The 21,495-nt window shown below is 33.8% G+C and carries 28 protein-coding genes and 1 pseudogene; 26 read left to right on the top strand and 3 right to left on the bottom strand.

Annotated elements, in window-relative coordinates:
• The first annotated feature begins 390 nt into the window (after nt 1-390).
• The 3 genes from CRO45_RS20475 to CRO45_RS17400 all read left to right on the top strand — a co-directional run bounded on the left by CRO45_RS20475 (nt 391) and on the right by CRO45_RS17400 (nt 1,981).
• On the top strand, nt 391-771 hold the full coding sequence (locus CRO45_RS20475) for a CPBP family intramembrane glutamic endopeptidase (RefSeq protein ID WP_408057169.1): 381 nt from the start codon (nt 391-393) through the stop codon (nt 769-771).
• Between the two features lie 76 nt (nt 772-847).
• Nucleotides 848-1,360 carry a hypothetical protein gene (locus CRO45_RS17395; protein ID WP_097150897.1) on the top strand — a complete coding sequence of 171 codons (513 nt, stop codon included), beginning with the start codon at nt 848-850 and terminating at the stop codon, nt 1,358-1,360.
• A 54-nt stretch (nt 1,361-1,414) separates the two neighbouring features.
• On the top strand, nt 1,415-1,981 hold the full coding sequence (locus CRO45_RS17400) for a 2-phosphoglycerate kinase (RefSeq protein ID WP_097150942.1): 567 nt from the start codon (nt 1,415-1,417) through the stop codon (nt 1,979-1,981).
• A 33-nt stretch (nt 1,982-2,014) separates the two neighbouring features.
• Here the strand turns inward: CRO45_RS17400 and CRO45_RS17405 are convergent, their stop codons facing one another.
• The gene (locus tag CRO45_RS17405; protein WP_097150898.1) at nt 2,015-2,416 is read right to left on the bottom strand and encodes a hypothetical protein; all 402 of its coding nucleotides are present in this window, start codon (nt 2,414-2,416) and stop codon (nt 2,015-2,017) included.
• A 163-nt stretch (nt 2,417-2,579) separates the two neighbouring features.
• On the opposite strand from CRO45_RS17405, the gene CRO45_RS17410 reads away from it, so the two are divergent.
• From CRO45_RS17410 to CRO45_RS17425, 4 genes and pseudogenes are all read left to right on the top strand, one after another.
• Nucleotides 2,580-3,302, top strand: coding sequence for a metallophosphoesterase family protein (locus tag CRO45_RS17410; protein WP_268878137.1), 723 nt, complete (start codon nt 2,580-2,582; stop codon nt 3,300-3,302).
• 94 nt (nt 3,303-3,396) lie between these two features.
• Entirely contained in the window at nt 3,397-3,873 is a 477-nt protein-coding gene (locus tag CRO45_RS17415; RefSeq protein WP_097150900.1) for an NUDIX hydrolase, read from the top strand.
• A 13-nt stretch (nt 3,874-3,886) separates the two neighbouring features.
• Complete coding sequence (locus tag CRO45_RS17420; protein WP_097150901.1) at nt 3,887-4,450, top strand: GNAT family N-acetyltransferase; 564 nt, start codon at nt 3,887-3,889, stop codon at nt 4,448-4,450.
• Between the two features lie 155 nt (nt 4,451-4,605).
• Nucleotides 4,606-4,770 (top strand): annotated as a pseudogene (locus CRO45_RS17425) (sigma factor); the annotation flags it as partial.
• A gap of 81 nt (nt 4,771-4,851) precedes the next feature.
• Here CRO45_RS17425 and CRO45_RS17430 read toward each other — a convergent pair.
• Nucleotides 4,852-5,490, bottom strand: coding sequence for a GntR family transcriptional regulator (locus CRO45_RS17430; RefSeq protein WP_097150902.1), 639 nt, complete (start codon nt 5,488-5,490; stop codon nt 4,852-4,854).
• A 168-nt stretch (nt 5,491-5,658) separates the two neighbouring features.
• Between CRO45_RS17430 and CRO45_RS17435 the strand changes: the two genes are divergently transcribed.
• The 7 genes from CRO45_RS17435 (at nt 5,659) to CRO45_RS17465 (ending at nt 11,711) form a co-directional block, all read left to right on the top strand.
• The gene (locus CRO45_RS17435; protein ID WP_141400337.1) at nt 5,659-5,874 is read left to right on the top strand and encodes a hypothetical protein; all 216 of its coding nucleotides are present in this window, start codon (nt 5,659-5,661) and stop codon (nt 5,872-5,874) included.
• A 251-nt stretch (nt 5,875-6,125) separates the two neighbouring features.
• Nucleotides 6,126-7,160 (top strand): ABC transporter permease, encoded by a 1,035-nt coding sequence (locus CRO45_RS17440; RefSeq protein WP_097150904.1) that lies wholly within the window; start codon nt 6,126-6,128, stop codon nt 7,158-7,160.
• 1 nt (nt 7,161) lies between these two features.
• Nucleotides 7,162-7,845 (top strand): ABC transporter ATP-binding protein, encoded by a 684-nt coding sequence (locus tag CRO45_RS17445; RefSeq protein WP_097150905.1) that lies wholly within the window; start codon nt 7,162-7,164, stop codon nt 7,843-7,845.
• A gap of 93 nt (nt 7,846-7,938) precedes the next feature.
• Entirely contained in the window at nt 7,939-8,619 is a 681-nt protein-coding gene (locus CRO45_RS17450) for a response regulator transcription factor (RefSeq protein WP_097150906.1), read from the top strand.
• On the top strand, nt 8,616-10,022 hold the full coding sequence (locus tag CRO45_RS17455; RefSeq protein ID WP_097150907.1) for a HAMP domain-containing sensor histidine kinase: 1,407 nt from the start codon (nt 8,616-8,618) through the stop codon (nt 10,020-10,022). The genes CRO45_RS17450 and CRO45_RS17455 overlap by 4 nt, the downstream gene beginning before the upstream one ends.
• A 111-nt stretch (nt 10,023-10,133) precedes the next feature.
• Entirely contained in the window at nt 10,134-10,523 is a 390-nt protein-coding gene (locus CRO45_RS17460) for a hypothetical protein (protein WP_097150908.1), read from the top strand.
• Nucleotides 10,524-10,631: 108 nt separating this feature from the next.
• Nucleotides 10,632-11,711 (top strand): nitric oxide synthase oxygenase, encoded by a 1,080-nt coding sequence (locus CRO45_RS17465; RefSeq protein WP_097150909.1) that lies wholly within the window; start codon nt 10,632-10,634, stop codon nt 11,709-11,711.
• Nucleotides 11,712-11,854: 143 nt separating this feature from the next.
• Here the strand turns inward: CRO45_RS17465 and CRO45_RS17470 are convergent, their stop codons facing one another.
• Nucleotides 11,855-12,592 carry an SDR family NAD(P)-dependent oxidoreductase gene (locus CRO45_RS17470; protein WP_097150910.1) on the bottom strand — a complete coding sequence of 246 codons (738 nt, stop codon included), beginning with the start codon at nt 12,590-12,592 and terminating at the stop codon, nt 11,855-11,857.
• A 441-nt stretch (nt 12,593-13,033) separates the two neighbouring features.
• Here CRO45_RS17470 and CRO45_RS17475 point away from each other — a divergent pair, with 441 nt between their 5' ends.
• The 12 genes from CRO45_RS17475 (at nt 13,034) to CRO45_RS17530 (ending at nt 21,355) form a co-directional block, all read left to right on the top strand.
• The gene (locus CRO45_RS17475; protein ID WP_097150911.1) at nt 13,034-13,954 is read left to right on the top strand and encodes a serine hydrolase domain-containing protein; all 921 of its coding nucleotides are present in this window, start codon (nt 13,034-13,036) and stop codon (nt 13,952-13,954) included.
• A gap of 341 nt (nt 13,955-14,295) precedes the next feature.
• Nucleotides 14,296-14,766 carry a DUF1648 domain-containing protein gene (locus tag CRO45_RS17480; protein WP_170949546.1) on the top strand — a complete coding sequence of 157 codons (471 nt, stop codon included), beginning with the start codon at nt 14,296-14,298 and terminating at the stop codon, nt 14,764-14,766.
• A gap of 151 nt (nt 14,767-14,917) precedes the next feature.
• Nucleotides 14,918-15,466, top strand: a complete 549-nt coding sequence (locus CRO45_RS17485) for a hypothetical protein (protein WP_097150913.1) — start codon at nt 14,918-14,920, stop codon at nt 15,464-15,466.
• Between the two features lie 62 nt (nt 15,467-15,528).
• Entirely contained in the window at nt 15,529-16,062 is a 534-nt protein-coding gene (locus tag CRO45_RS17490; protein WP_097150914.1) for a DUF3267 domain-containing protein, read from the top strand.
• A gap of 68 nt (nt 16,063-16,130) precedes the next feature.
• On the top strand, nt 16,131-16,484 hold the full coding sequence (locus tag CRO45_RS17495) for a DUF2200 domain-containing protein (RefSeq protein WP_097150915.1): 354 nt from the start codon (nt 16,131-16,133) through the stop codon (nt 16,482-16,484).
• Between the two features lie 118 nt (nt 16,485-16,602).
• Nucleotides 16,603-17,019, top strand: coding sequence for a VOC family protein (locus CRO45_RS17500; RefSeq protein WP_097150916.1), 417 nt, complete (start codon nt 16,603-16,605; stop codon nt 17,017-17,019).
• Between the two features lie 5 nt (nt 17,020-17,024).
• Entirely contained in the window at nt 17,025-17,339 is a 315-nt protein-coding gene (locus CRO45_RS17505) for a hypothetical protein (protein ID WP_097150917.1), read from the top strand.
• Nucleotides 17,340-17,536: 197 nt separating this feature from the next.
• Nucleotides 17,537-17,929, top strand: coding sequence for a hypothetical protein (locus CRO45_RS17510; RefSeq protein ID WP_097150918.1), 393 nt, complete (start codon nt 17,537-17,539; stop codon nt 17,927-17,929).
• 47 nt (nt 17,930-17,976) lie between these two features.
• Complete coding sequence (locus tag CRO45_RS17515) at nt 17,977-18,468, top strand: hypothetical protein (protein ID WP_097150919.1); 492 nt, start codon at nt 17,977-17,979, stop codon at nt 18,466-18,468.
• Between the two features lie 41 nt (nt 18,469-18,509).
• Entirely contained in the window at nt 18,510-18,734 is a 225-nt protein-coding gene (locus CRO45_RS17520; RefSeq protein WP_097150920.1) for a hypothetical protein, read from the top strand.
• A 211-nt stretch (nt 18,735-18,945) separates the two neighbouring features.
• Nucleotides 18,946-20,148, top strand: a complete 1,203-nt coding sequence (locus tag CRO45_RS17525) for an iron-containing alcohol dehydrogenase (protein ID WP_097150921.1) — start codon at nt 18,946-18,948, stop codon at nt 20,146-20,148.
• Nucleotides 20,149-20,506: 358 nt separating this feature from the next.
• On the top strand, nt 20,507-21,355 hold the full coding sequence (locus CRO45_RS17530) for a CAP domain-containing protein (protein WP_097150922.1): 849 nt from the start codon (nt 20,507-20,509) through the stop codon (nt 21,353-21,355).
• The last annotated feature ends 140 nt before the right edge of the window (nt 21,356-21,495 follow it).

The raw sequence follows: 21,495 nt of genomic DNA on the forward strand, positions 1-21,495 counted from the left end.
TAAGTAGTCATTTTTGTCTAATATCAGCAAGATAGGGTCTTAGATTTAAGATAGATTCTAATACAACACCTGCAATTTTAAAAATAGGGCTGATTTTTGGCAGGATGAAAGGAGGAGTTTCTGATTAAATCAAAGATTAATTATATTTGGATATATTTCATCATATTTTTTGCCTTATGGAGTTTCAGAGAACTATGGTTTGTCCAATATTTAGATTTGTTGGACCCCGTTCCAAGAGCTATAACATCAGCCACAATTAAGATAGCTGTTTGGATCGTTCCGGTAATTTTTTTAGTTAAATTAATAGAAAAAGAGGAACCATTCTCTTACTTAGGATTACGTCATAATTTTCGAAAAGGTTTGAAGTGGGCAGGTTGGGTAATCTTAATCTTGCTATTCTACTCTGTTATTAATATTACCGTTTTAAAAAACGATCTCGATTTTCAACTAGACTTTCATGAATGGCTGAATGTTGTCCTACTGGTTGGAATTACTGAGGAAATTGTCTTTAGAGGGTACCTATTAAGAAAACTGATGGATTCTTATAAGTTCTGGATAGCCAATACGATTACATCTCTACTTTTTGTCTCGATTCATTTTCCTATTTGGATTTATAAAGGTCTAATTGAATTCCCGACTATTCTAGGTACTACAGTATCTATTTTTGTATTGAGTATGATTTTTGGGTTTATCTATAAGAAAAGTAATTCTCTTTGGTCAGTCATTATTATTCATTCTTTGTATAATTTGATCGTGTTACTCTTCAATTAAATGACGAGTCTTATAGTTCCAAAACTCGCCCGTAATCATAAGATGTTCATATTAGTTAGAGAAAAGAGGTAATTGTTTGAAAAAACATTTAGATTTTCAATATTATGATGGGCTAACCTTACCGACTGTAAGATATCAGTACCCGGAAAATGGTATTAATCCGTTTGACTTAAATAATGAAGGTGCATTTTTTATCATCGCAAGTGGAGAAAGTCTGTTATCAAGTGATGTTGAGTTTTTTAAAGAACCATACAAAAATTCATTAGTTGTAAAAAATATACCAATGGGATACAAAAATGTGAGTGTGTTCTATCGTGTTCTTGTTGTAAGGGATGGGATTGTTTACAGGGAATTTTCTGAGGACTACGAAAAAGTACTTAAGATTAATCCACACTTTGAAAAAGAATCTTTAAGCAAAGGATCTAATACGGGAAGATACTTTATTATCCAATCATCAGAAAGTGCGTACATTGAAGGGATAAATACTGACTATACGGTTGCCCGAAAACGAACAATCGAATTATCAAAGGATAACCCAAACAATGCATTCATTGTAGCTAGAGAACTCATTAATGTATATTGGCATTAATCAATTAGCTTTGTGAGTAGACTGTTAATAAAGAGAAACAGATTGGAGCAATCTATGATTATTTTAATTAGTGCTGTAGGTAGTACGGGTAAAACCTTAATGGCCCAAAAGTTACTAGAAAAATATCATATTCCATATCTCTCAATCGACCATTTAAAAATGGGCTTGTATAGAGGGGATAAGAATTGTGGATTCACACCGATGGATAGCAATGAGGTAATAGGTGATAAGATTTGGCCTATTTTAAAAGGATTGATTATGACCAATATTGAGAATAAACAACACATCATAATTGAAGGGTGCTACATATTGCCTCACTATTTGAAGGACTTTGACATCAACTATTCAGAAAAAATAGTTCCAGTTTTTTTGGGTTTCTCGACAAACTATATTAAAGAAAACTTCGAATCGAAAATCGTGCAACATAGGAATGCGATTGAGCAGCGGAGTTGGCCGGAAGATAGAAGTATAGATAAGCTCATCAAGGAACACGAAGAATTTAAAGCAATCTGTCTAGAATCAGGTGTTAAGTACTTTGAAATCGATGAGGACTATGACAATGAAGTAATCACTGTTTATAATTATATTGAAGCTGAAAAACGGAGAATGGATGCTTTATAAATAGCGTATTCAAGTTCGAATACGCTATTAAAGTCATTTCGGATATTCCTGCGTGACGTATTCCACACCTTCTGAATCTTTAATTTTTCGCTGCGCAACTTTTTCAAACTCTAAAGTAGTCGTTTCATCAAGAGTGACATAGTATTTTGTACCCGTTGTTTCAATCTTTCCTTCGGAATAAACTTTACTAAAATGTTTATCATTTCCTGCATTTTCTTTCTCAAGAACTTTATCTAAGCTGCTCTTTTTTTCAGGTGAATGAAGTGTTCCACTAACTAATATGCCAGCATCCTCAACTATAGCTATAATCTGACCTTTCGTATTTGTAAATCCTGAATCCTCAAAGTCAGACACCTTTGCCTCAAATGCATCTTCAGTATTTACACAAGCTGTCAGGATCAAAGCTGTTAAAACAAACAAAATTAGTTTTTTCATTGAATCCCTCCTGTGTTTTATTACTACTTATTTCATTTACGAATAGCAGATTAAAAAGTTTCTAAATTGGTATCTTTTTGAAAAGGAACAATAATAAATTATATAGAAGTAATTAGGAGATAGACCATGTTTAGGGGGGATTAAAATTACACGTATTGCAATAATTACCGACATCCACGGTAACGCAGCTGCCTTAGAAGCAGTCCTTACGGAAATTGATAAAAATGAAATTGACCATATTTATTGCTTAGGGGACATGATTGGCATTGGACCTGATACGAACGAAGTATTACATATGCTATTTTCAAGAATGGATCTTTCAATGATCACTGGGAATCATGATGAAGCTATTTTAGCTTTAGCAAAGGGAGAAGAGTATCCGAACAATCACCCTCACGTTAAAGTACATCATCAATGGATCTTAAATAAAATGGATCCATCATTCATTCCTAAACTAGAACAATTACTTCGAACGATCAACCAAACGATTGACGGTCGTTCTATTCTATTTACACATTACCAATTTAAAAAGGGTAAATTACATGAGCACATCAGTAAAAATCCATTTAGTTCAATAGTGGAACCAAGCCTAGTAAACTTAGAATCTTTATTTGTGGATAATAATGAAGACTTAATTTGTTTTGGTCACCATCATCCACTTCATTATTTTAGAGGAGATAAATCTATCTATTTAAATCCTGGTTCCCTCGGCTGTAATCATAAACCGACCGCACCTTATGCAATTGTAAGTGTGTCAAACAATGAGATAGAAATTAACCTCGAAGAAGCACCATATGATAACACTGCTTTCTTAGATTCATACCAGAAGTTAAAAGTTCCAGAACGAGAATTTATTTTAAGAGTATTTCATGGAAATCAAATTTAATAATAATTACTGGGGCATTTCTCAAAGAAGGAGAAATGCCTTTCTGTATTGAAAGAGATTGATAATACGAGACTTTCCACAGAGGGGATAAATTATGAGTAAAAGTAATGTTGAAATCCCTTTACGAAGTAAGGGAATTGCGGTCGTTTTATTGAAAAGATTTGGTCATGAATATAAAGTGCTTTTATTAAAACGAGCAACGCCTGTGTTGCAAAATACATGGTGTTATATTGGCGGGAGTATTGAAGATGGGGAGACAGCATGGCAATCGGCTTTAAGGGAAATTAAAGAAGAGACGGGGATAACAAATGTTTCATTGTACACTTCAAATACATTTGATCAATTTTACTCGCCGATAGAGAACTATATTTATATTGCACCAGTATTTGTAGGGTTTGTGGATGCTGATCAGGATGTCATTCTAAACTATGAACATAGTGAATATAGATGGTTAAGTTTCGATGAAGCGATTGAACTTGTTACGCTGCCAGGTAACGATGAGGTGCTTAAATTTATTGAAAAACATTTTGTTAAGAAAGTTCCAGCAGAGTTTTTACGAATTGGAAAGTGAAGAGGGGTTAATAATGAACGATTTATTTACAATCGATAGTGGAGATATTATTCTTAGAGAATTCCGAGTTGAAGATGTAGATGCTATCTACGAAATTACTTCACAACCGGAAGTCAATGAATTTTTACCAGATTGGAAATCAACGAGAGAACAGCGTTTGGATTGGGTAACAAATTACGAAATCCCTTCAAACAAAAGCTTTTTATCTGCAGTACCTAATATTGATGAAGAAAATTACCTGAAACTAGGGATTATATTAAAAGAATCTGGTGAATTTATAGGTTTCTGCAATACAGGAATAAAAGAAGAGTTACCTGAACCAAATAGAGAGATTGTCTTCGCAATTTCAAAGTATTATAGAAATAGAGGCTACACAACGAAAGCAGTAAAAGGGCTCATTAAGTATTTGTTTCATCAAACAAATACTGAACAATTAAATGCCGTTGTTCTTATTAAAAATGCTAGCTCCAGCAGAGTAATTCAAAAATGTGGATTTAAATATGTAGGGAATATAGAAATTGAAAAACAGATCTATCAGCATTACATTCTTCATAAAAGTGAATGGGAAAACTACTAGTTTATGGGATAATAATTATAGAAAACTTGCGAAGGAAAGCATCTTTCACAGATGCTTTTTTTATATGAAAATAATAAATCTATTAAAATTTGAACCTAATATGATTTGGCAATCGTCTAATAGCAGAATTTGAAGTAGGTTGGGAGGGTAGTAGATTGGACAGAGAAGAAAAAGATTTCCTACTAGAAAAAATAATGATTGAATATGGTAATGAACTAGTACGATTGGCCTTTTCATATGTGAAAGATGCTGAGACAGCTAAGGATCTCGTTCAAAATACGTTTATTAAATGTTACAAAAACCTAGATACCTTTCAATTCTGTTTCAGAAGAATTAACCACGTTTAATTGAAAATGATTATGAGGGTATTAATCCATTTTGATTAATACCCTCAATTACACTTAAAAGCGCCCACTTCTTGCAATTATCTCTAGAATGTAGCTCATATCTTTCTTTAAATGGTTGGCCATTAATTCGCCGGCAAGTTGTTCGTTTCTATCCTTAATAGCATTGTAGATCTCTTCGTGCTCATCTATTATATGTGGACGTTTATAAATATTAAGTTTTAAACTAAACAAATAGAAAATGGTTTTTGCTATTTCTAATCTTTCAATCATTAATGGATTGTGGCACTCATTTGCAATCAAGTCATGAAAGTGTTGGTTTACATGATACATCTTTTTGTACTGCTCGTCCGAAAAAGCTTTATGTGCTTCCGTAATGGTATTCTCTAATTCTTTAATCGTTTCTTCTTTCATATTTTCTGCTGCTTTTTTCGCTGCATAACTTTCTATTAGTATGCGTAATTCATATATGTAGATTAAATCCTGAGCAGAAGGATTATAAATTCTTTTATTTCTAATCAAACCTTCTTGCTCCAGTCTTCGGATGGCTTCACGAATTGGTGTACGGCTCACACCAATTTCTTCCGAGAGGCGATCTTCAATAAGCTTCATTCCACCTTCATAAGATCCATCCAACATACGTTCTCGAATATATTCATAAGCGTATTTATATGCATTCTTTTTGTCCGAAACCATATCGCATCCCCTTGGAATTATATTAATAGAACTTATTATACTTTAAAAATGACACTTTATGAAGGATACTACAACATAGAGCAGTTATGATTAGATTTTAAGCAATTTTTGGAACTTACATCCAATTAGTACGTAAAACTAATAAAAGCCTTGGGGGAGATAATGATCATGAAATTAAAATTATTAATTTGGGTACTATTTCTCCCATTATTAATATTCTTCGCAGCAATGTTTTACATCGATGTATCACTCTCTTCAGGATTTCCCGGTACATCTTTTTGGATATCTTTAGGGGATGAATGGTACGGTTCAATTTGGTTTTATGCAATTGTATTGATTTTATCCTTCTTAGTATGTTTCTCGATTCTACATAAACCAAAATGAGGCAAAAAGGGGAGAGAGTTTTGAAGAAACTAATGCTTTTAATAGTGATAATGACTGCTGTTTATATCAAATTGTAGGTAAGAGCAATGGAATGGAATCCATTGTTTTTTTTATGTTTTAAAAAAATTACTAATATCATAATCAAGGGTTTTCCTGTTTTAATTTAATATTCAATGTAACCTTACGTTCATTTTCTGTTCATCTAAGAGATGTACTCTAAGGATGTCAAATAGAAAGTGGAGGAATGAAATATGAATCTTGCATTTAAAGAAATCAAAAGGAATAAAGTAAGATTTTTAATATTAGGTTCAATAGTATTTCTAGTAAGTTTACTAACGTTTATTATTTCGGGTTTAGCGAATGGCTTATCGCAGGATAATGCTTCTTTAATTAAAGATTTACCAGAAGGACAGTTTTACATGAATGATGATGCAGAGGAAACTTACACTTTGTCTAGAATCGATAGTAGTTTACAAGATGAGCTTCTGACCAACTATAAAGACGCTACGGCATTATCAATTCAAATGGGAATATTAAATAATCATAATGGCAAACAACAAAGCGTAGTTTTTGTTGCTTCAACCGAATCGAAAAATTTTAAGGATGTTAAAGACGGTGAAATTATATTAGATCAGTCAATGGAAGAGAAAGGAATTAATGTGGGAGATACTTTGACGAATCCTCAATTTAGTGGTGAGTTTACTGTAAAAGGTTTTGTTGACCAAACAAAATTCAGCCATGCAGCAGTTGCATTTATTAATATAGAAAACTACAAAGAGATCTATAGAGTGAATGAAATGCAATTAGTATTTGTACCCAAAGATAATTCACCCCAAGAAATTTCGGGATTACAATCCTTTTCAAAGCATGAATTTTTGAAAACAATACCTAGTTTTAATGCAGAACAGATGACATTAAACATGATTGTTTGGTTTTTAGTGGTCATAAGTGGTATGTTGTTTGCAATCTTTTTCTACATGATGAACGTTCAAAAGATTGGGTTATTCGGCATATTAAAAGCAATTGGTTTAAAGACGAGCAGGTTATTTACGATTATGTGGACACAGATGATTTTTATTACAATTACTTCACTTGCACTGTCCATTGCAATAAGCCAAGGATTTAATTTAATTGCCCCTGAAGGAATGCCATTTAGTCTAACGATAGAAACAACAATGAATTTATCCGTTGTATTCTTAGTCATCGGATTTATTGGTACTACCATCGCAAGCTTACAAATTAAAAAAATCGAACCATTACAAGCCATTCAACAAGGAGAGATATAATATGTCTTTATTTACACTTAATGAAGTGAAAAAAACGTTTACTATTGGAGAAGTAAAGGAAGAAATATTAAAAGGGGTAAATCTCTCTCTTAGAGAAGGGGAAGTAACAGCGTTAGTAGGTGCATCAGGATCGGGTAAGAGTACATTACTGACAATAGCCGCGGGATTACAATCTGCCTCAAATGGGCAGGTAATATTTGAAGGTAACAATCTTAGTCAAATGGAAGAAGAAGGTATTCGAAAAATACGTGCAAATCATTTTGGTTTTATCTTTCAATTTGCTCATCTTGTTCCTTTTCTCACAGTAGAAGAACAATTACTATTAATGTTAGATGTTTCGGAATCGAAATTAAAAAAACATGAACAAAAGAGTGAGGTAAATCGAATTCTACAAGTAGTTGGAATGGAACATAGAAAACAGGCTTATCCATCTTCATTGTCAGGTGGGGAGAAACAACGAGTTGCTATTGCACGTGCAATTATTCATAAACCAAAAGTACTTTTTGCTGATGAACCGACCGCAAGTTTAGATTCAAAAAGGTCTAAAGATGTGATGGCGTTAATTAGGGAAATCACGAAAACGTTGAACATTACTACGCTAGTTGTAACTCATGATGAAGAGATGCTTGTCTTTGTGGACCATATTATTAAAATGAGTGATGGCTTGATTGTGCAGCATAGTTAACTAATTAATACTAAGAGACAACATACCATTTAGCCCGGTTTTTGTGCTGGGCTTTTTTCACATTACAATTGTCAACTGTAAGGAGCTATCATAATGACAAAAATTTTAGTTGTTGATGATGATGTCCATATTTTAAACCTTGTATCCATTCACTTATCTGAGGAAGGGTATATTGTATTCAAAGCAACAGATGGAATTAGCGCATTAGAAATTCTTCAAAAGGAAAACTGTCATTTAGCCATCGTAGATGTGATGATGCCATTTATGGACGGTTTTGAACTAACAAAGGAAATCAGACAGCAATTTAATATCCCCGTTATTCTTTTAACAGCCAAAAGTCAAATAGAGGATAAAGAGAAGGGTTTTCAAGCTGGCACTGATGATTATGTAGTAAAACCATTTGAGCCGAAAGAATTGAGCTATCGTATAAAAGCCCTCTTGAGGAGATATGACAATGTCTCGGAAGAATCTATTATTCGTATGGGAAATACAACAATTAATAAAAAAAGCTATGAGGTTCAGATTGATGATCGTATGTTCCTTTTACCTTTGAAGGAATTTGAACTTTTGTATTTTCTTATGGCTAATCCTAAGCAAGTCTTTTCAAGAGAGCACCTTATTGAACAAATTTGGGGGATTGATTATGAAGGAGACGAAAGAACAGTAGATGTTCATATCAAAAGATTAAGGGAACGTTTTTCACAGTTAACAGATGACTTTCACATTAAAACTATACGCGGGGTTGGCTATTCGCTGGAGGCAAAGCGGTCATGAAATCTCTATACGTAAAATTCGTCGTTGTTACGGTTGGAATCATGATATTGAGTAGTATTTTAGCCTTTTTAATATCCAATACCTACTATCAACAAAAGTTAAAACCCGACAATGATAGTAAAATCACAAAAATTGCAGAATCCGTCACAACTTATATTAACGAGCAACCAGAAATTAATTTAGAAGAATACTTCAATCATATTTCCTCGATTGGCTATCAGCTCTACTTGATTGATGGAGAGGGAGAAGATGGTTACTGGGGTGCAGAATTTAGGGATAAAACTCTGCCATCCTCAACAATAGAACACGTATTAAAGGGAAATACGTATCATGGAATTCTTAACTTTCCACAAGAAACTTTTGTAACAGGCTTTTTTGCAAATGAATTGAAAAATACAATAGGAGTTCCATTTAAACATAACGAAAAAAAGTATGCTCTTTTCATCCGGCCAGATATTAAACTTCTCTTTAATGAAATGCATCTTTTATTTGGCTGGTTACTTGTATTAACCATATTTTTAAGCATCGTTATAGTCCTTTTTAGTACAAAATATTTAGTAAAGCCCATTTCAAAACTCACATCTGCCACAAAATCACTTTCAAATGGCCATTTTAATGTGGAACTTGATATTAATCGTAATGATGAGCTTGGGGAGCTTTCCAATAGTTTTTTAAGTATGGCTAGAAAACTAGAACAAATGGATGACGTAAAAAAGGAATTTATTTCGAATATTTCTCATGATATTCAGTCACCATTGTCTAATATAAAAGGGTATACAAAGCTGTTGGAAAATGAATCGATTAGTCAGCAGGAAAAAGGGCAGTACGTTTCAATAATTAATGACGAAATAAGCAGATTATCGAATTTAACGAAACAACTGTTACTCCTTGCCTCACTAGATCGTAATCATGATATTTTGAAGAAAAAATCATTGAATGTTGGTCAACAAATAAAAGAATTAGCGCGAAGTTATCAATGGTTAGTAGGCGAGAAAGGGATAATGCTTAGCTACACTCTGCCAGATGTTAACTTCTTTGGTGATCCATCTTTACTTAATACAGTTTGGGATAACTTACTTACAAATGCCATTAAATATAACAACCCAGACGGCAGCATTGAGATAGCACTAGAAGAAAAGGAAGATTCAATCATTATTCGTTTCAAAGATACAGGTATCGGATTAAACAAAGTTGAAATTGACCGGATTTTCGACCGATTTTATCGTGCAGATACCTCTCGTACACGGACAATTGAGGGAACTGGCTTAGGCTTATCTATCGTTTGGACAATTATTAAACTGCATGACGGTCATATTCAGGTGGAAAGTATAGAGAATGAAGGAACGACATTTATTGTAGAGCTACCTATTCATAAACATTTGATGCCATCCATTGAAGATTAATTAACAATCTGCAATGGATGGTTTTTTGTAACCTCTTATTCATCCTCTGTTCATATTAATGGAGTAAGTTATAGAAGTGGATAGGAAGGGTATGAAAAGGAGGGATACTAGTTGAGTAATTATAGTTTAGTACTATTACGATTTGCTAGTGTATTTGGTTTAATAGGGGCGATATTAGGTGCTCATATGGCTGGTGCTGGTTCTTATGCCTTTCGCCCAGTTCATGCACATATACTAGTGGTTGGATGGTTAAGTTTATTTGCATGGGCTGTATATTATAAGGTTTTTCAGACAAAAAAGACGGTTATGGCAAAAATCCATGTTTGGACTGCCATAATAGGTACGGTTGGTCTTACATTAGGCATGTGGTTATACATGGTTAAGCCATTTAATCTACCAGAAGGTATAACATTGGTCCTTTATATTGGTGGCGGGGTTACCTTACTTTTAAGTTATATAATCTTTTGTTTCAATACTCTAATTTACAGAGAAGATAGATAATATATTTGAATGATTAAAGCTTAAAAATTAAAAATGGGCGTGTATACTCTGTCAAAGTTTTAAGTTACTAATTATATTGGATGAGGTTATAGAATAGGGTGAGAATGGTTGCAACAGAATTTACAAAAGGAAGCCAGAGAGTTTATTAAAGTTTGTTATAGTGAGCTAAATAAAAGTGAGAGGGAAATAGAGAAAAGACTGGCCCAGATTAATAAAGAAATTAATAGCTTTGGGTATTACGAACATACTCCAGAGGAATTAGAACATGGGGCTAAAATGGCTTGGAGAAACAGCAATCGGTGTATCGGGAGATTATATTGGGATAGTCTGACGGTTTTTGATAAACGTGATCTCCGTACTGAGGAATCTATTCATGAAGCGTTATTAAATCATATTGAATTCGCGACAAATAAGGGGCGTATTCGTCCAACCATAACCATTTTTCAGCAGAAAAAGAATAATGAGTCCATTCGGATCTGGAATCATCAATTAATTCGTTATGCCGGTTATCATACAGAAAGTTCTATTATCGGAGACCCTGACTCTATTGCTTTTACTGAAATATGTAAAGACTTGGGCTGGAAAGGGAAAGGTACTCAATTTGATGTGCTTCCATTAGTGATTCAATTAAATCAAAAGGACCCAAAAATATTTGAAATACCAGAGAGGCTTGTACTTGAAGTTCCTTTGCGCCATCCTTCTTTACAATGGTTCGAGGATTTAAACTTGAAATGGTATGCTGTTCCTATCATTTCAAACATGACCCTTGAAATAGGCGGGATTGTTTATTCAGCAGCACCTTTTAACGGTTGGTATATGGGAACTGAAATCGGCGCCAGAAATTTGGCTGATGATTTTCGATATAATATGCTGCCAAAAATTGGCGCTCTAATGGGCTTAGATATTTGCAAGAATAGTTCTCTTTGGAAAGATCGAGCGTTAATAGAATTAAATGAAGCTGTTCTATATTCTTATAAAGAAGATGGTGTCAGCATTGTCAATCACCATACAGCGGCGAAGCAATTTAAACTCTTTGAAGAAAAAGAAATAGAAAATGAAAGAGGTGTCACTGGAGATTGGACTTGGTTAATTCCCCCCGTCTCTCCAGTTGCTACCCATATTTTTCATAAATCTTATAAAAATAAAATATTGAAACCAAATTATTTTTATCAGCCGTTGCCGTATTAGTCGTAATAGCTATGAAAAGAATGGGGTTTACCAGTAAAAGTAATTATTGTTAATAACGGCTCTCTCGGAATGGTCCGCTAGTGTAAACTGTAAAAAATCCCTTAATGTGTTTCCTTATAACACATTAAGGGATCATTTTAATTTTATTGAGCTGTGAAACCACCATCAACTGTTAATGTATTCCCAGTCATGAATGAAGAGTCGTCAGAAACTAGGAATAACACAGCTTTTGCCATTTCCTCTGATGTACCTAAACGTCTCATTGGAGTAACATCTCGTAAAGTTTGTTTATAGTCTTCAGGGATAATTGGTGTATCAATGTATCCTGGGCATAGGGCGTTTACGCGAATATTACGAGTTGCGTATTCAAGTCCTAATGAACGTGTTAAGTTAATCACTCCACCTTTAGCAGCGTTGTAAGCGGCACTACCAGGTGATCCAACCCAACCGTACATAGAAGCAGTATTAACAATCACGCCACCACCAGTTTTTAACATCTCTTTAATCGCATGTTGGGCAACTAAAAATGTACCATCTAAATCGACTGCAACAGTTTTACGATATTCAGCATAAGTTAATTCTTCCGTTGGTTTTACTGCGCCAATCCCAGCGTTATTGAATAAAATATCTACCTTACCAAAAGTATCAATCGTTTCTTTATAAACATTTGCCACATCTTCTTCACTAGCAACGTCCGCTTTTACAAAAATTGCTTCGCCACCTTGACCTGTCAATTCGTCAACAAAAGATTTAGCATTTTGGTCATTCCAGTCAACAAGAACAACTTTTGCTCCTTCTTTCACAAAAAGTCTTGCTGTCTCCGCACCAATACCTGAAACTCCACCTGTAATAATCGCAACTCTATCTTGTAATTTAGCCATTTTAATACCCTCCAGTTCATTATTTGAAATACACATTTGTATCATGCTCAAAGATCCGCATACTCATTCCAACAGAGGAAGACTATGCTCAACATTTCACAAACTCGTTGAAAAAAATAAAGTTTTTATGTGAAATATTTCACAAACATATTTAAAAAAATATATGAAGAAACTGGCTAGCCCAAAAGAATTCAATACGTTCTTTTAATTTATTACTTGTCTCAAAGATGCTTAATGCTTTGAGAGTTATGATGAGGATCCTTACCATTTAATTCAATTATAACTCGATTAAATTTAAAGTCATTTACCATTAAGGATAATTACTTGCATAATGTTTGGGTCAATTAGATAAGGATTTGTTGAGAGGATAGTAATACTGTCACAAAAAAGGAAATCAAAGATTGAAATAGAATATGAAGCAGTGGGGAAGGGGGATCGGTGATGGATAAATTATTACTTCATAAGTTAGAAAAGAAACTTAAAAGTATTAGAATTGAAGCTTTTGTTGTTCATAAGGGAAGTACACGGATTTTCGAATACGTGAAAAATAAGAAGGTCGTAGAAAAGCCAGCAAAGGTGTATTCCATTACAAAGAGCATTGTTTCTCTATTAATCGGAATTATGGTAGATCAAGGGTTAATAAAAAATATTCACGAACCCATTCAAAACTACTTTCCAGAAATAGCAGAGTCAAATGATCCAAAGAAGAAAGAAATTACAATCTTTCATTTACTAACGATGACTTCAGGGTTACAAGTAAGGGATATTCAAGGATCTAAAAACTGGGTGAAATTCATACTAGAACAGCCCGTTATATATAACCCGGGTTCAACCTTTCAGTACAATTCGGGAGACTCTCATTTACTAAGTGCAATTATTCAACAAGTTTCTGGAATGCCTACTGCTTTATTTGCTGAAAAATATCTATTCGGACCATTAGGAATCAATCAATACAATTGGCTAACGGATCCGCAAGGAATTCATGGTGGTGGATTTAGTATTTCACTAAAGTTTGAGGATATGGTAAAAATCGGGCTGTTGTTATTAAACGAAGGGCGATTTAATTCAAAACAAGTAGTTTCCTCCGACTGGATTCTTCAGGCAAGAAGACCATATAAACATCTTGATACTACAGAAGAAGATACCTACGGATATGGTTATCAACTATGGACATATGAAAATATGAATATTCATCCACCGATTGAATATTACTATGCTAACGGATTATTTGGGCAATACATATTCGTAGTTCCTCAGTTAAATATACTTGCTGTGGCAAAAAGCCATCTACAAAATGACCAGCAATCTGCACCGAGAATTTTTTTCGAAGAATTATTAGGTAGTTGGATGGAAGAGGAGTAAGAAATCCAGTTTGGTAATTTGTGAGGGGAGGGGGATACTGTTGAAAAGCGATAGGGAAGAAGAGAAATTTGATTTACTAACAGTCTGTCAATTTTGTTTAATGGTCTCCATCCTGTTAGTCAGTACATATAATTTAGTGACTTTAAACTTTACCTTAGCGCCATTGATGTACATTCTGTGTAGTGTATTAGCTGTAACATTAGCAATACAAGAATATAAAAAATCTAAAAGTATATTTTGGTGTGTATTTTATTGTTGTCTTTCACTATATTTGTTCTCAGCAATTTTTAGATATGATTGAAATTAGCCTTTCATTAATGAAAAATATTGAAGGTGATAAAATGAAACACAAAGGTTTTAAAACAATTCTTTTAATAATCTCAATTGTTATTTTTGGCTATCATATTTTTAATTTAATTTCCCTGTGGTCGAGTATTCCTGATCGTATCGCGATCCACTTTACTAACGATACGCCAGATAATTGGGGTCCAAAATATGCATTATTAATTATGCCTATTATAAGTCTCCTAGCTTGGTTTCTTATTGGATTGTTAATAAAGAACCCAGAAAAATTAAACTATGTAAATCTAACAGAAGCGAATAAAGAAATTCAATATTCAAGAGCCACAAAATTATTGATACTCATTCAACATCTTAGTTTTCTAGTTTTTATATTTGCTAATGAAGTATTTCTAAACTTCTCGATTGGAACGAATTATAGCCTGCCTTTTATCATCTCGCTCACTCTCTCGGCTATTTGTTTGATTGCTCCAATATATCTTTTAATTTGGGCAGCAACATTGAAATATTAAAGATAAATTAAAGTAAAGAATCATCTGGAGATGGTTCTTATTTATTTTTAGTAATTATGAATATTTTTACATTTATACAAAAATATGAAACTTTCTTTATCCAAAATCTGTATATGAAGTATAGAACTTTTCATATGGAAGGAGAGAGGTTATGCTAAATCGAACATCCCCTAGAACGGTTTTTATTGTTTTCTCTATCTTACTCATCATCTTAGCCCCAGTCTTTGTTTTCATTTTCCCAATTTTTAGTGTTGAAACTTTTCATTTTGAAAAAGGTCAAATTGTGCTTATTCCTTCAGAAAAAAACTTCTATATCGTGTTGATTGCTTTTATTTCAATAATAATCGGGTTACTGATACTTGCTTTTAAAAGAAATTGGATGACCTATTTTCTTTCTGGATTACTTTGTGTAGCGTTTTTTGCACTTATGTATGTTTCTACAATTAGTTACACACTCATTCATAAAGAGTTCATTGTACTTCAAGACATTACAGTGGCAGAAAAATTTGCTTGGGATGAAATTTCTGACGTTGTCTATGAATATGAGGTAGGTCAATTAGGTACGTATAATTTCCGCACAATAGATGGGATAGAGTTTTCGATACTGGAAAACGGCCAGTTTGGAAGAGATGAAACAAGAGAAATAGCACATATCATTAATGTAAAGAAAATAAACTATGAAAAAAAGCAACTGAATTAAATCTACTATTAAAGGAAACAGGAACGAGTACTAGAGTGTTAGTTTTATGAGGAAGGGAGTAGATGCTCATGATCCTGTGGTTCCGACACTTTCCAAAAATCAGCATGGATACAGCAGAATGGAAGCCATTTATAAAAAATGATTGGTTTCGAGTACATTATATGAAGTTTGTGTATCTACTTCAGGCTACACTTATTTTATTTGCTTTTTTCATAGACTTTGGATACCGCTCGATTAATCAATTTACACTTATCTTAATAGGAGTTATTGTCTTTATTATTCACGAAGTACTCCATGTAATTGTTATCTATAATAAAGGTGATATTAGCCTTACATTTTCAGGATTTTTTTGGCTGAATACGAATGCTGTGTTATCCAAAATGAGATTTTGGACTTTTATGAGCCTGCCTCTCATCGGATTATCCGTAGTACCTGCCATATTATCGTTATTTGTTTCAGGTGAAATTCAATCCATATTAATCTATATAAGTTTGCTCAACTTAATCATCTCTGGCTCTGATATTTTTAATTCATTTTTAATTGCTATAAAACCGAAGAACTCCGTGTTTTGCCGAGGGTATTACCGAGTGGAATAGACTCCCTAGTTTGAACGGAATTATTTTTCGAACTATAATAAATGAAACAAGAACTAGGAGAATGTATCATGACGAAGAAACATCGAATCTATACTATGAGTTTCGCAGGTGTATACCCTCATTATGTTGAGAAGGCTGAGAAAAAAGGCCGTACGAAAGAAGAAGTGGATGAAATCATCCGTTGGTTAACTGGATATAGCCAAGAACAATTAGAAGCGATCATAGAAAACAAAACAAACTTCGAAACTTTCTTCGCAGAAGCACCAAAACTGAATCCTTCACGAGAATTAATCAAAGGTGTCATCTGTGGTGTGAGAATTGAAGAAATCGAAGATCCGTTAATGAAGGAAGTACGCTATATGGATAAGCTAATTGATGAATTAGCTAAAGGTAAAGCAATGGAGAAAATCTTGCGCGGATAGTAATGAAATAACACTGATTCTTTATTTGAAAGAGTCAGTGTTTTTTATTTCTCAAAATAAAGGAAAATTGTGCCTGAAAAGAGAAGTGTTAACTCATCACTGTATGGGGGGATTCTAAGTGGGTGAGAAATTAGTAAGAATCGGTACTACATATATTCCAGTAACTGATGTAGAACGTTCAGCTAAGTGGTACGTAAGTAAATTGGATGCAGCATTAAACTATCAAGATGAGGATAAGGCAATTCTAAATCTAGCTAACCAAAGCATTTTTCTAGTGAAATCAAAAGAACAACAAACTGCTAATTTCATAGATAGTTATGGAGAAGAACGTTTTTCATTAACCTTTGAAGTGAATGGTTTAGATGCTTTATTGACTATCCATAAGCAGTTTTTAGATAAAGGAATTCGAATTGGGGAGGTTGAGGACAGAGGGCACGCCGGCAGAAATTTTGTTTTTTATGATCTAGACGGCAATAAGTTTGATGTGTGGAGTGAACTAAGTCCAAAATTTAAATATTTAATTGAAGGCGAATGAACAAAATGAATAAATTAATAGAATTACTTAGGCATCTTTTTCGAATGAAGCCTAAAAATGTAGGAACAACCATCTTTGCACCAATAAAGATTTTGCCAGAGTATTTAGTGGACGAGGGAAATGGCAAAGTCATAGGGGTTGTAAAACATAATGAGAAGGTATATTTAACGGTAGTTGTAGATGTTCTAAATAGAAAAACAAAAGTTCAGGGAAGTCTTCGAAGGATTCGTAATCATACGAATCCTTTTAGGAAGTCCCATTACATAGAAATGATTCAACGTGAAGCTCATCATCTCATTCATACTAATCGTTCTAAATGAATATGATGGTTGGTTAGAGGGTGCTGGGATTTTTGGATATTGCTCATGTTTGAATGTGGAGTATTTTACTTTTTAGTCTCATATGAAAAGAACAGACGCAGTCCTTAAATAATGGCAGAATACATACTAAATTTAACTTAGGATGGCGTCTCTTTTGAAAAGAAATGCCTCTAATTTTTTATTAAGGGAGTGCATTGGTGAAGAAATTACTGATATTACTTTTTAGTCTATTGATTGTCTTTGTCGTAGGATGTTCTTCTAAAACTTTCTCAAGTAAAAACTTAGAGAGAATCGATATTTATGAGCTTGATAATGGAACTGAGTTAAAGTTGAACACTAGAATTTCACTGACTGACCCCGAAGAAATTAAACAATTTATAAATGCGATAAACAAATCTGAAAAAAGTGAAGAGTTAACATTTGAGCCTAATTACCAAGTTGAATTAACGAATCTTGAAGGGTCTTTTTTCCTTTCATTAAACGAGACCCAGGGCTATTTAGTTAGGGCAAATGATGAGTCTGAGAGCTATATTCTGTCGGAGAATTCAGTGGTTTTAATAAATAATTTAATAAGTAACGTAAGCCCATAAAATTAGAGCAGAGTGGATTGTTAACGAGGACTAAGGGGGCTACCTCAATGAAAAATAAAAAGCTATGGTACTTAATAGCGGGGATTGTAGTAATCTTAATCATTTGCTCTTTGAAAATAGTTAATGATTATAGAGAAAGAAACCTTGTGGATTTAATTACCTATAAACCGGCAGAGTTTTATTCCCTTGGATTTATTAAAAATGAAGTACCAGAATATAAAGCATATAGTTGGTTTACAAAAGATAAAGAACCAGCGGATGAATTAATGGATTTCTTAAGTCAGTACCGTGTGAAAAAGATAAGTGAGGAAGAATTTAATCAAGGTATGTTTAGTGTTGAAAAGTTTGAATTCACTATAACACATTCTAAGGCAAACCCAGCAATTATCTTTGCATACGAGAATGTTGTTCATATTGTTGCAGGAAACTACTATGAAATTGAAAATGGCCCAATCGATATGGAATGGATTACTAGTTTTCATGCAAAGTATCAAGGTATGATGAATGATAAATTCGAAGACTTGTACAGTTTGGAATAAAAGGGGAACTTTAAAATTGGGATTAATCGTGGGGGATTAAGATGAATGCAATTGTTCTATTAATATTAATTGTTTGTTTAATCTATATACTTGTTAAAAAAAGCAGCGATACATCAGGGATAAAATATATGCTACTTGGAATAAGTATTATTTTAGTAGGTGGAATTATTGCGGTTGATGCAAATTCCTACTTAGGCGGGTATGAATACCTAATTGTTTTAGTCGGATTGATTTTTTCAATTGTAGGTTTTGGTAAGTACAATTAATTTTATTCTCTAACAAGGCGTTTCTTAAGAAGAAATGCCTTTTTCATTTTGTGTGATTTCTAGAAGTTAGGGGTTACTTTTCCCACAAGATGGAAGCAGAAACTCAACTTCATACGGATAAATCATAAAGTTTTAATGAACTAAATATATTAGAGGATAATAAACTGCTAAATTCGTTTTTTAAAGCAGAGAACTATATTGGAGGGAATATATGAAATCCTATTCAGAGTTTAGTATACCTAGTTCTGTATTTTACGGTCAGAATTCTTTATCCGAATTAGGAGAACAAGTGAGGACACTTGGAAAGAAAGTACTTTTAATTAGTGATCGAATAATCGAAAAGATAGGTCACGTAAAAACATGCCAGAACATTTTTAAAGAGGTTGATGTTGCTTACACTTCCTATCTTGATGTGAACATGGAGCCAACAGATTTACATGTTAGCGAAGCTCTACAGCTTTGTTTAGATGAACAATGTGATGTAATTGTTGCTATAGGTGGAGGAAGTTGTATTGATGCGGCTAAAGCAGTAGCTGTACTAGCGACGAATGGTGGATATATTGGAGATTACATGGGCGGGAAAACACCGATTCCAGAACAACCTATTCCGATGATTGCAATTCCAACGACTGCTGGAACAGGTTCTGAAGTAACGAATGTAACGGTCATAACTAATACCCGTGAAGATATAAAAATGATGATTAAACATCCGGCATTTTTACCCAAAGTGGCAATCGTAGATCCATTGCTTACAACTACATCTCCTCCGTCCGTTACGGCAGCTACTGGGGTGGATGCACTGTGTCACGCAATCGAAGCTTATATATCACGTAGATCCCAACCGTTAACAGATACTCTCGCACTGTCGGCAATTGAAGCTATAATAAATAATTTAAGGACAGCTTATGAAAACGGAGAAAATGCTGACGCAAGAGAAAAAATGGCCACTGCTTCAATGCAGGCTGGAATCTCGTTTAGTAATGCGTCAGTCACACTAGTTCATGGTATGTCCCGTCCAATTGGCGCGCTGTTCCATGTACCACACGGTGTTTCCAATGCGATGTTGCTTCCTGCAGTGCTTGAATTTACGAAAGAATCCGCAATTGAGAAATTAGCAACGATCGGTCGAATCATTTCTCCAGAGTCTACATCCTTATCGAATACAGAATTAGCTGACCTCACGATTAAAGAAGTTAAACAACTTTGTTGCGACTTAAGCATCCCGAACTTAAAAACATGGGGAATCGATGAACAAAAATTTGAACAAGTCACCGAGAAAATGGCAACGGATGCCATCGCAAGTGGTAGCCCAGCAAACAATCCGAAAGTGCCGACGAAACAAGAAATTATAGATCTCTACAAAACTTGTTTTAAATACGACTTTTCAGGAAACACAAGTACGCTAACATCATAAAATCTCAAACTGCGAGCATTTATCCAATTTAGGATGAATGCTCTTTTTATGTTAGCTAAAGTTTCTTCTATTATATATAAACATTCCAAATGAAAGAGGATTAAAGACGTATTTTCGTAATCTTGTTGTAACAATAAAGTAAAAGCTTTGAATTATATTATAAAATTATAAAACTGTCAATAGGTTTGAGAAGGTAATTATCTTTTTTGTTGGTTGATGTTGGAAGAATTATAGAATGAAAATCTATGAATTAATAGGATTTTAAATTTAAATGTCACTCCTACCAGTTTATGGACCCTTTATTACAAAAATCGTGCTGTAACATTGGTGTTGTAGAAAACAAGGGAGGAATTAAAACATGAAAAAGTTCTTAGCAACATCAGTAATCGCAGCATCATTATTCGGAGCATCTTTCACTTCAGCAGATGCAGCAAGTTTAAATAAAGAAATTAAAATCGAATCAAATCCACAAGTTATTCAAATGATTAAAGGAGATAACTATCAAGCTATCGCATTAAATTTAATTAATAGTATCACTGTAAATGGACAATTCGATTTAAATAAAATTGAAGATCTAGCAAAGAAAACGTTAAATGCTACAGATGCAAATACAGTAATTCAAGCATTAAACAAAGTAGAAAAATCTACTGCAAATCAAACTACTACTAATAAACCAGTAGAAAAAGAGGTAAAAGCACCTCAAGCACCTGCAAAAAAACCTGCAGCACCAGCTAAACAAACAGCTGCACCGGTAACAAAAGCTCCAACAAATAACCAACAAGTTGAAGCACCTGTTAAACAAACACCTGCTACAAATGCAAATCAATCAGTCTCTGAATTTGAGAAACAAGTAGTAGATTTAACAAATGCTGAGCGTCAAAAAGCAGGTCTTAAACCGCTTCAAATTCATACACAATTAATGAATGTAGCTGAAGCAAAATCTGCTGATATGGCGAAAAACAATTACTTCAGCCATAACAGCCCAACTTACGGTAGCCCATTTGATCAAATCAAAGCAGCTGGAATTTCATACCGTGCAGCGGGTGAAAACATTGCTCAAGGTCAAAGAACACCAGCTCAAGTAGTACAAGCTTGGATGGACTCACCAGGTCACCGTGCAAACATCTTAAATGCTAACTTCACTCATATCGGTGTAGGTTATGTTGCAGATGGTAACTACTGGACACAACAATTTATTCAACTATAATAAATAATAGAATCATATAATAAGATGGTCTTAAGTCGGAATGGCTTAAGGCCATTTTTTATTGTTACCAATTATAGTAGTTTGTATTTATTATTAAACGGAAAAATTCCGTTTAATTTATAAAATACGAATAACTAACC

Origin of the sequence: Ureibacillus acetophenoni (genome assembly GCF_900220965.1) — a bacterium.
In the GTDB taxonomy this organism is placed as follows: domain Bacteria; phylum Bacillota; class Bacilli; order Bacillales_A; family Planococcaceae; genus Ureibacillus; species Ureibacillus acetophenoni.

What these genes read in the sequence shown, in the direction of transcription:
- CRO45_RS17400 (WP_097150942.1), top strand. Translation starts at nt 1,415, where the DNA reads ATGATTATTTTAATTAGTGCTGTAGGTAGTACGGGTAAAACCTTAATG.
- CRO45_RS17405 (WP_097150898.1), bottom strand. Translation starts at nt 2,416, where the DNA reads ATGAAAAAACTAATTTTGTTTGTTTTAACAGCTTTGATCCTGACAGCT.
- CRO45_RS17415 (WP_097150900.1), top strand. Translation starts at nt 3,397, where the DNA reads ATGAGTAAAAGTAATGTTGAAATCCCTTTACGAAGTAAGGGAATTGCG.
- CRO45_RS17420 (WP_097150901.1), top strand. Translation starts at nt 3,887, where the DNA reads ATGAACGATTTATTTACAATCGATAGTGGAGATATTATTCTTAGAGAA.
- CRO45_RS17430 (WP_097150902.1), bottom strand. Translation starts at nt 5,490, where the DNA reads ATGGTTTCGGACAAAAAGAATGCATATAAATACGCTTATGAATATATT.
- CRO45_RS17435 (WP_141400337.1), top strand. Translation starts at nt 5,659, where the DNA reads ATGAAATTAAAATTATTAATTTGGGTACTATTTCTCCCATTATTAATA.
- CRO45_RS17440 (WP_097150904.1), top strand. Translation starts at nt 6,126, where the DNA reads ATGAATCTTGCATTTAAAGAAATCAAAAGGAATAAAGTAAGATTTTTA.
- CRO45_RS17445 (WP_097150905.1), top strand. Translation starts at nt 7,162, where the DNA reads ATGTCTTTATTTACACTTAATGAAGTGAAAAAAACGTTTACTATTGGA.
- CRO45_RS17450 (WP_097150906.1), top strand. Translation starts at nt 7,939, where the DNA reads ATGACAAAAATTTTAGTTGTTGATGATGATGTCCATATTTTAAACCTT.
- CRO45_RS17455 (WP_097150907.1), top strand. Translation starts at nt 8,616, where the DNA reads ATGAAATCTCTATACGTAAAATTCGTCGTTGTTACGGTTGGAATCATG.
- CRO45_RS17470 (WP_097150910.1), bottom strand. Translation starts at nt 12,592, where the DNA reads ATGGCTAAATTACAAGATAGAGTTGCGATTATTACAGGTGGAGTTTCA.
- CRO45_RS17475 (WP_097150911.1), top strand. Translation starts at nt 13,034, where the DNA reads ATGGATAAATTATTACTTCATAAGTTAGAAAAGAAACTTAAAAGTATT.
- CRO45_RS17480 (WP_170949546.1), top strand. Translation starts at nt 14,296, where the DNA reads ATGAAACACAAAGGTTTTAAAACAATTCTTTTAATAATCTCAATTGTT.
- CRO45_RS17485 (WP_097150913.1), top strand. Translation starts at nt 14,918, where the DNA reads ATGCTAAATCGAACATCCCCTAGAACGGTTTTTATTGTTTTCTCTATC.
- CRO45_RS17490 (WP_097150914.1), top strand. Translation starts at nt 15,529, where the DNA reads ATGCTCATGATCCTGTGGTTCCGACACTTTCCAAAAATCAGCATGGAT.
- CRO45_RS17495 (WP_097150915.1), top strand. Translation starts at nt 16,131, where the DNA reads ATGACGAAGAAACATCGAATCTATACTATGAGTTTCGCAGGTGTATAC.
- CRO45_RS17505 (WP_097150917.1), top strand. Translation starts at nt 17,025, where the DNA reads ATGAATAAATTAATAGAATTACTTAGGCATCTTTTTCGAATGAAGCCT.
- CRO45_RS17515 (WP_097150919.1), top strand. Translation starts at nt 17,977, where the DNA reads ATGAAAAATAAAAAGCTATGGTACTTAATAGCGGGGATTGTAGTAATC.
- CRO45_RS17520 (WP_097150920.1), top strand. Translation starts at nt 18,510, where the DNA reads ATGAATGCAATTGTTCTATTAATATTAATTGTTTGTTTAATCTATATA.
- CRO45_RS17525 (WP_097150921.1), top strand. Translation starts at nt 18,946, where the DNA reads ATGAAATCCTATTCAGAGTTTAGTATACCTAGTTCTGTATTTTACGGT.
- CRO45_RS17530 (WP_097150922.1), top strand. Translation starts at nt 20,507, where the DNA reads ATGAAAAAGTTCTTAGCAACATCAGTAATCGCAGCATCATTATTCGGA.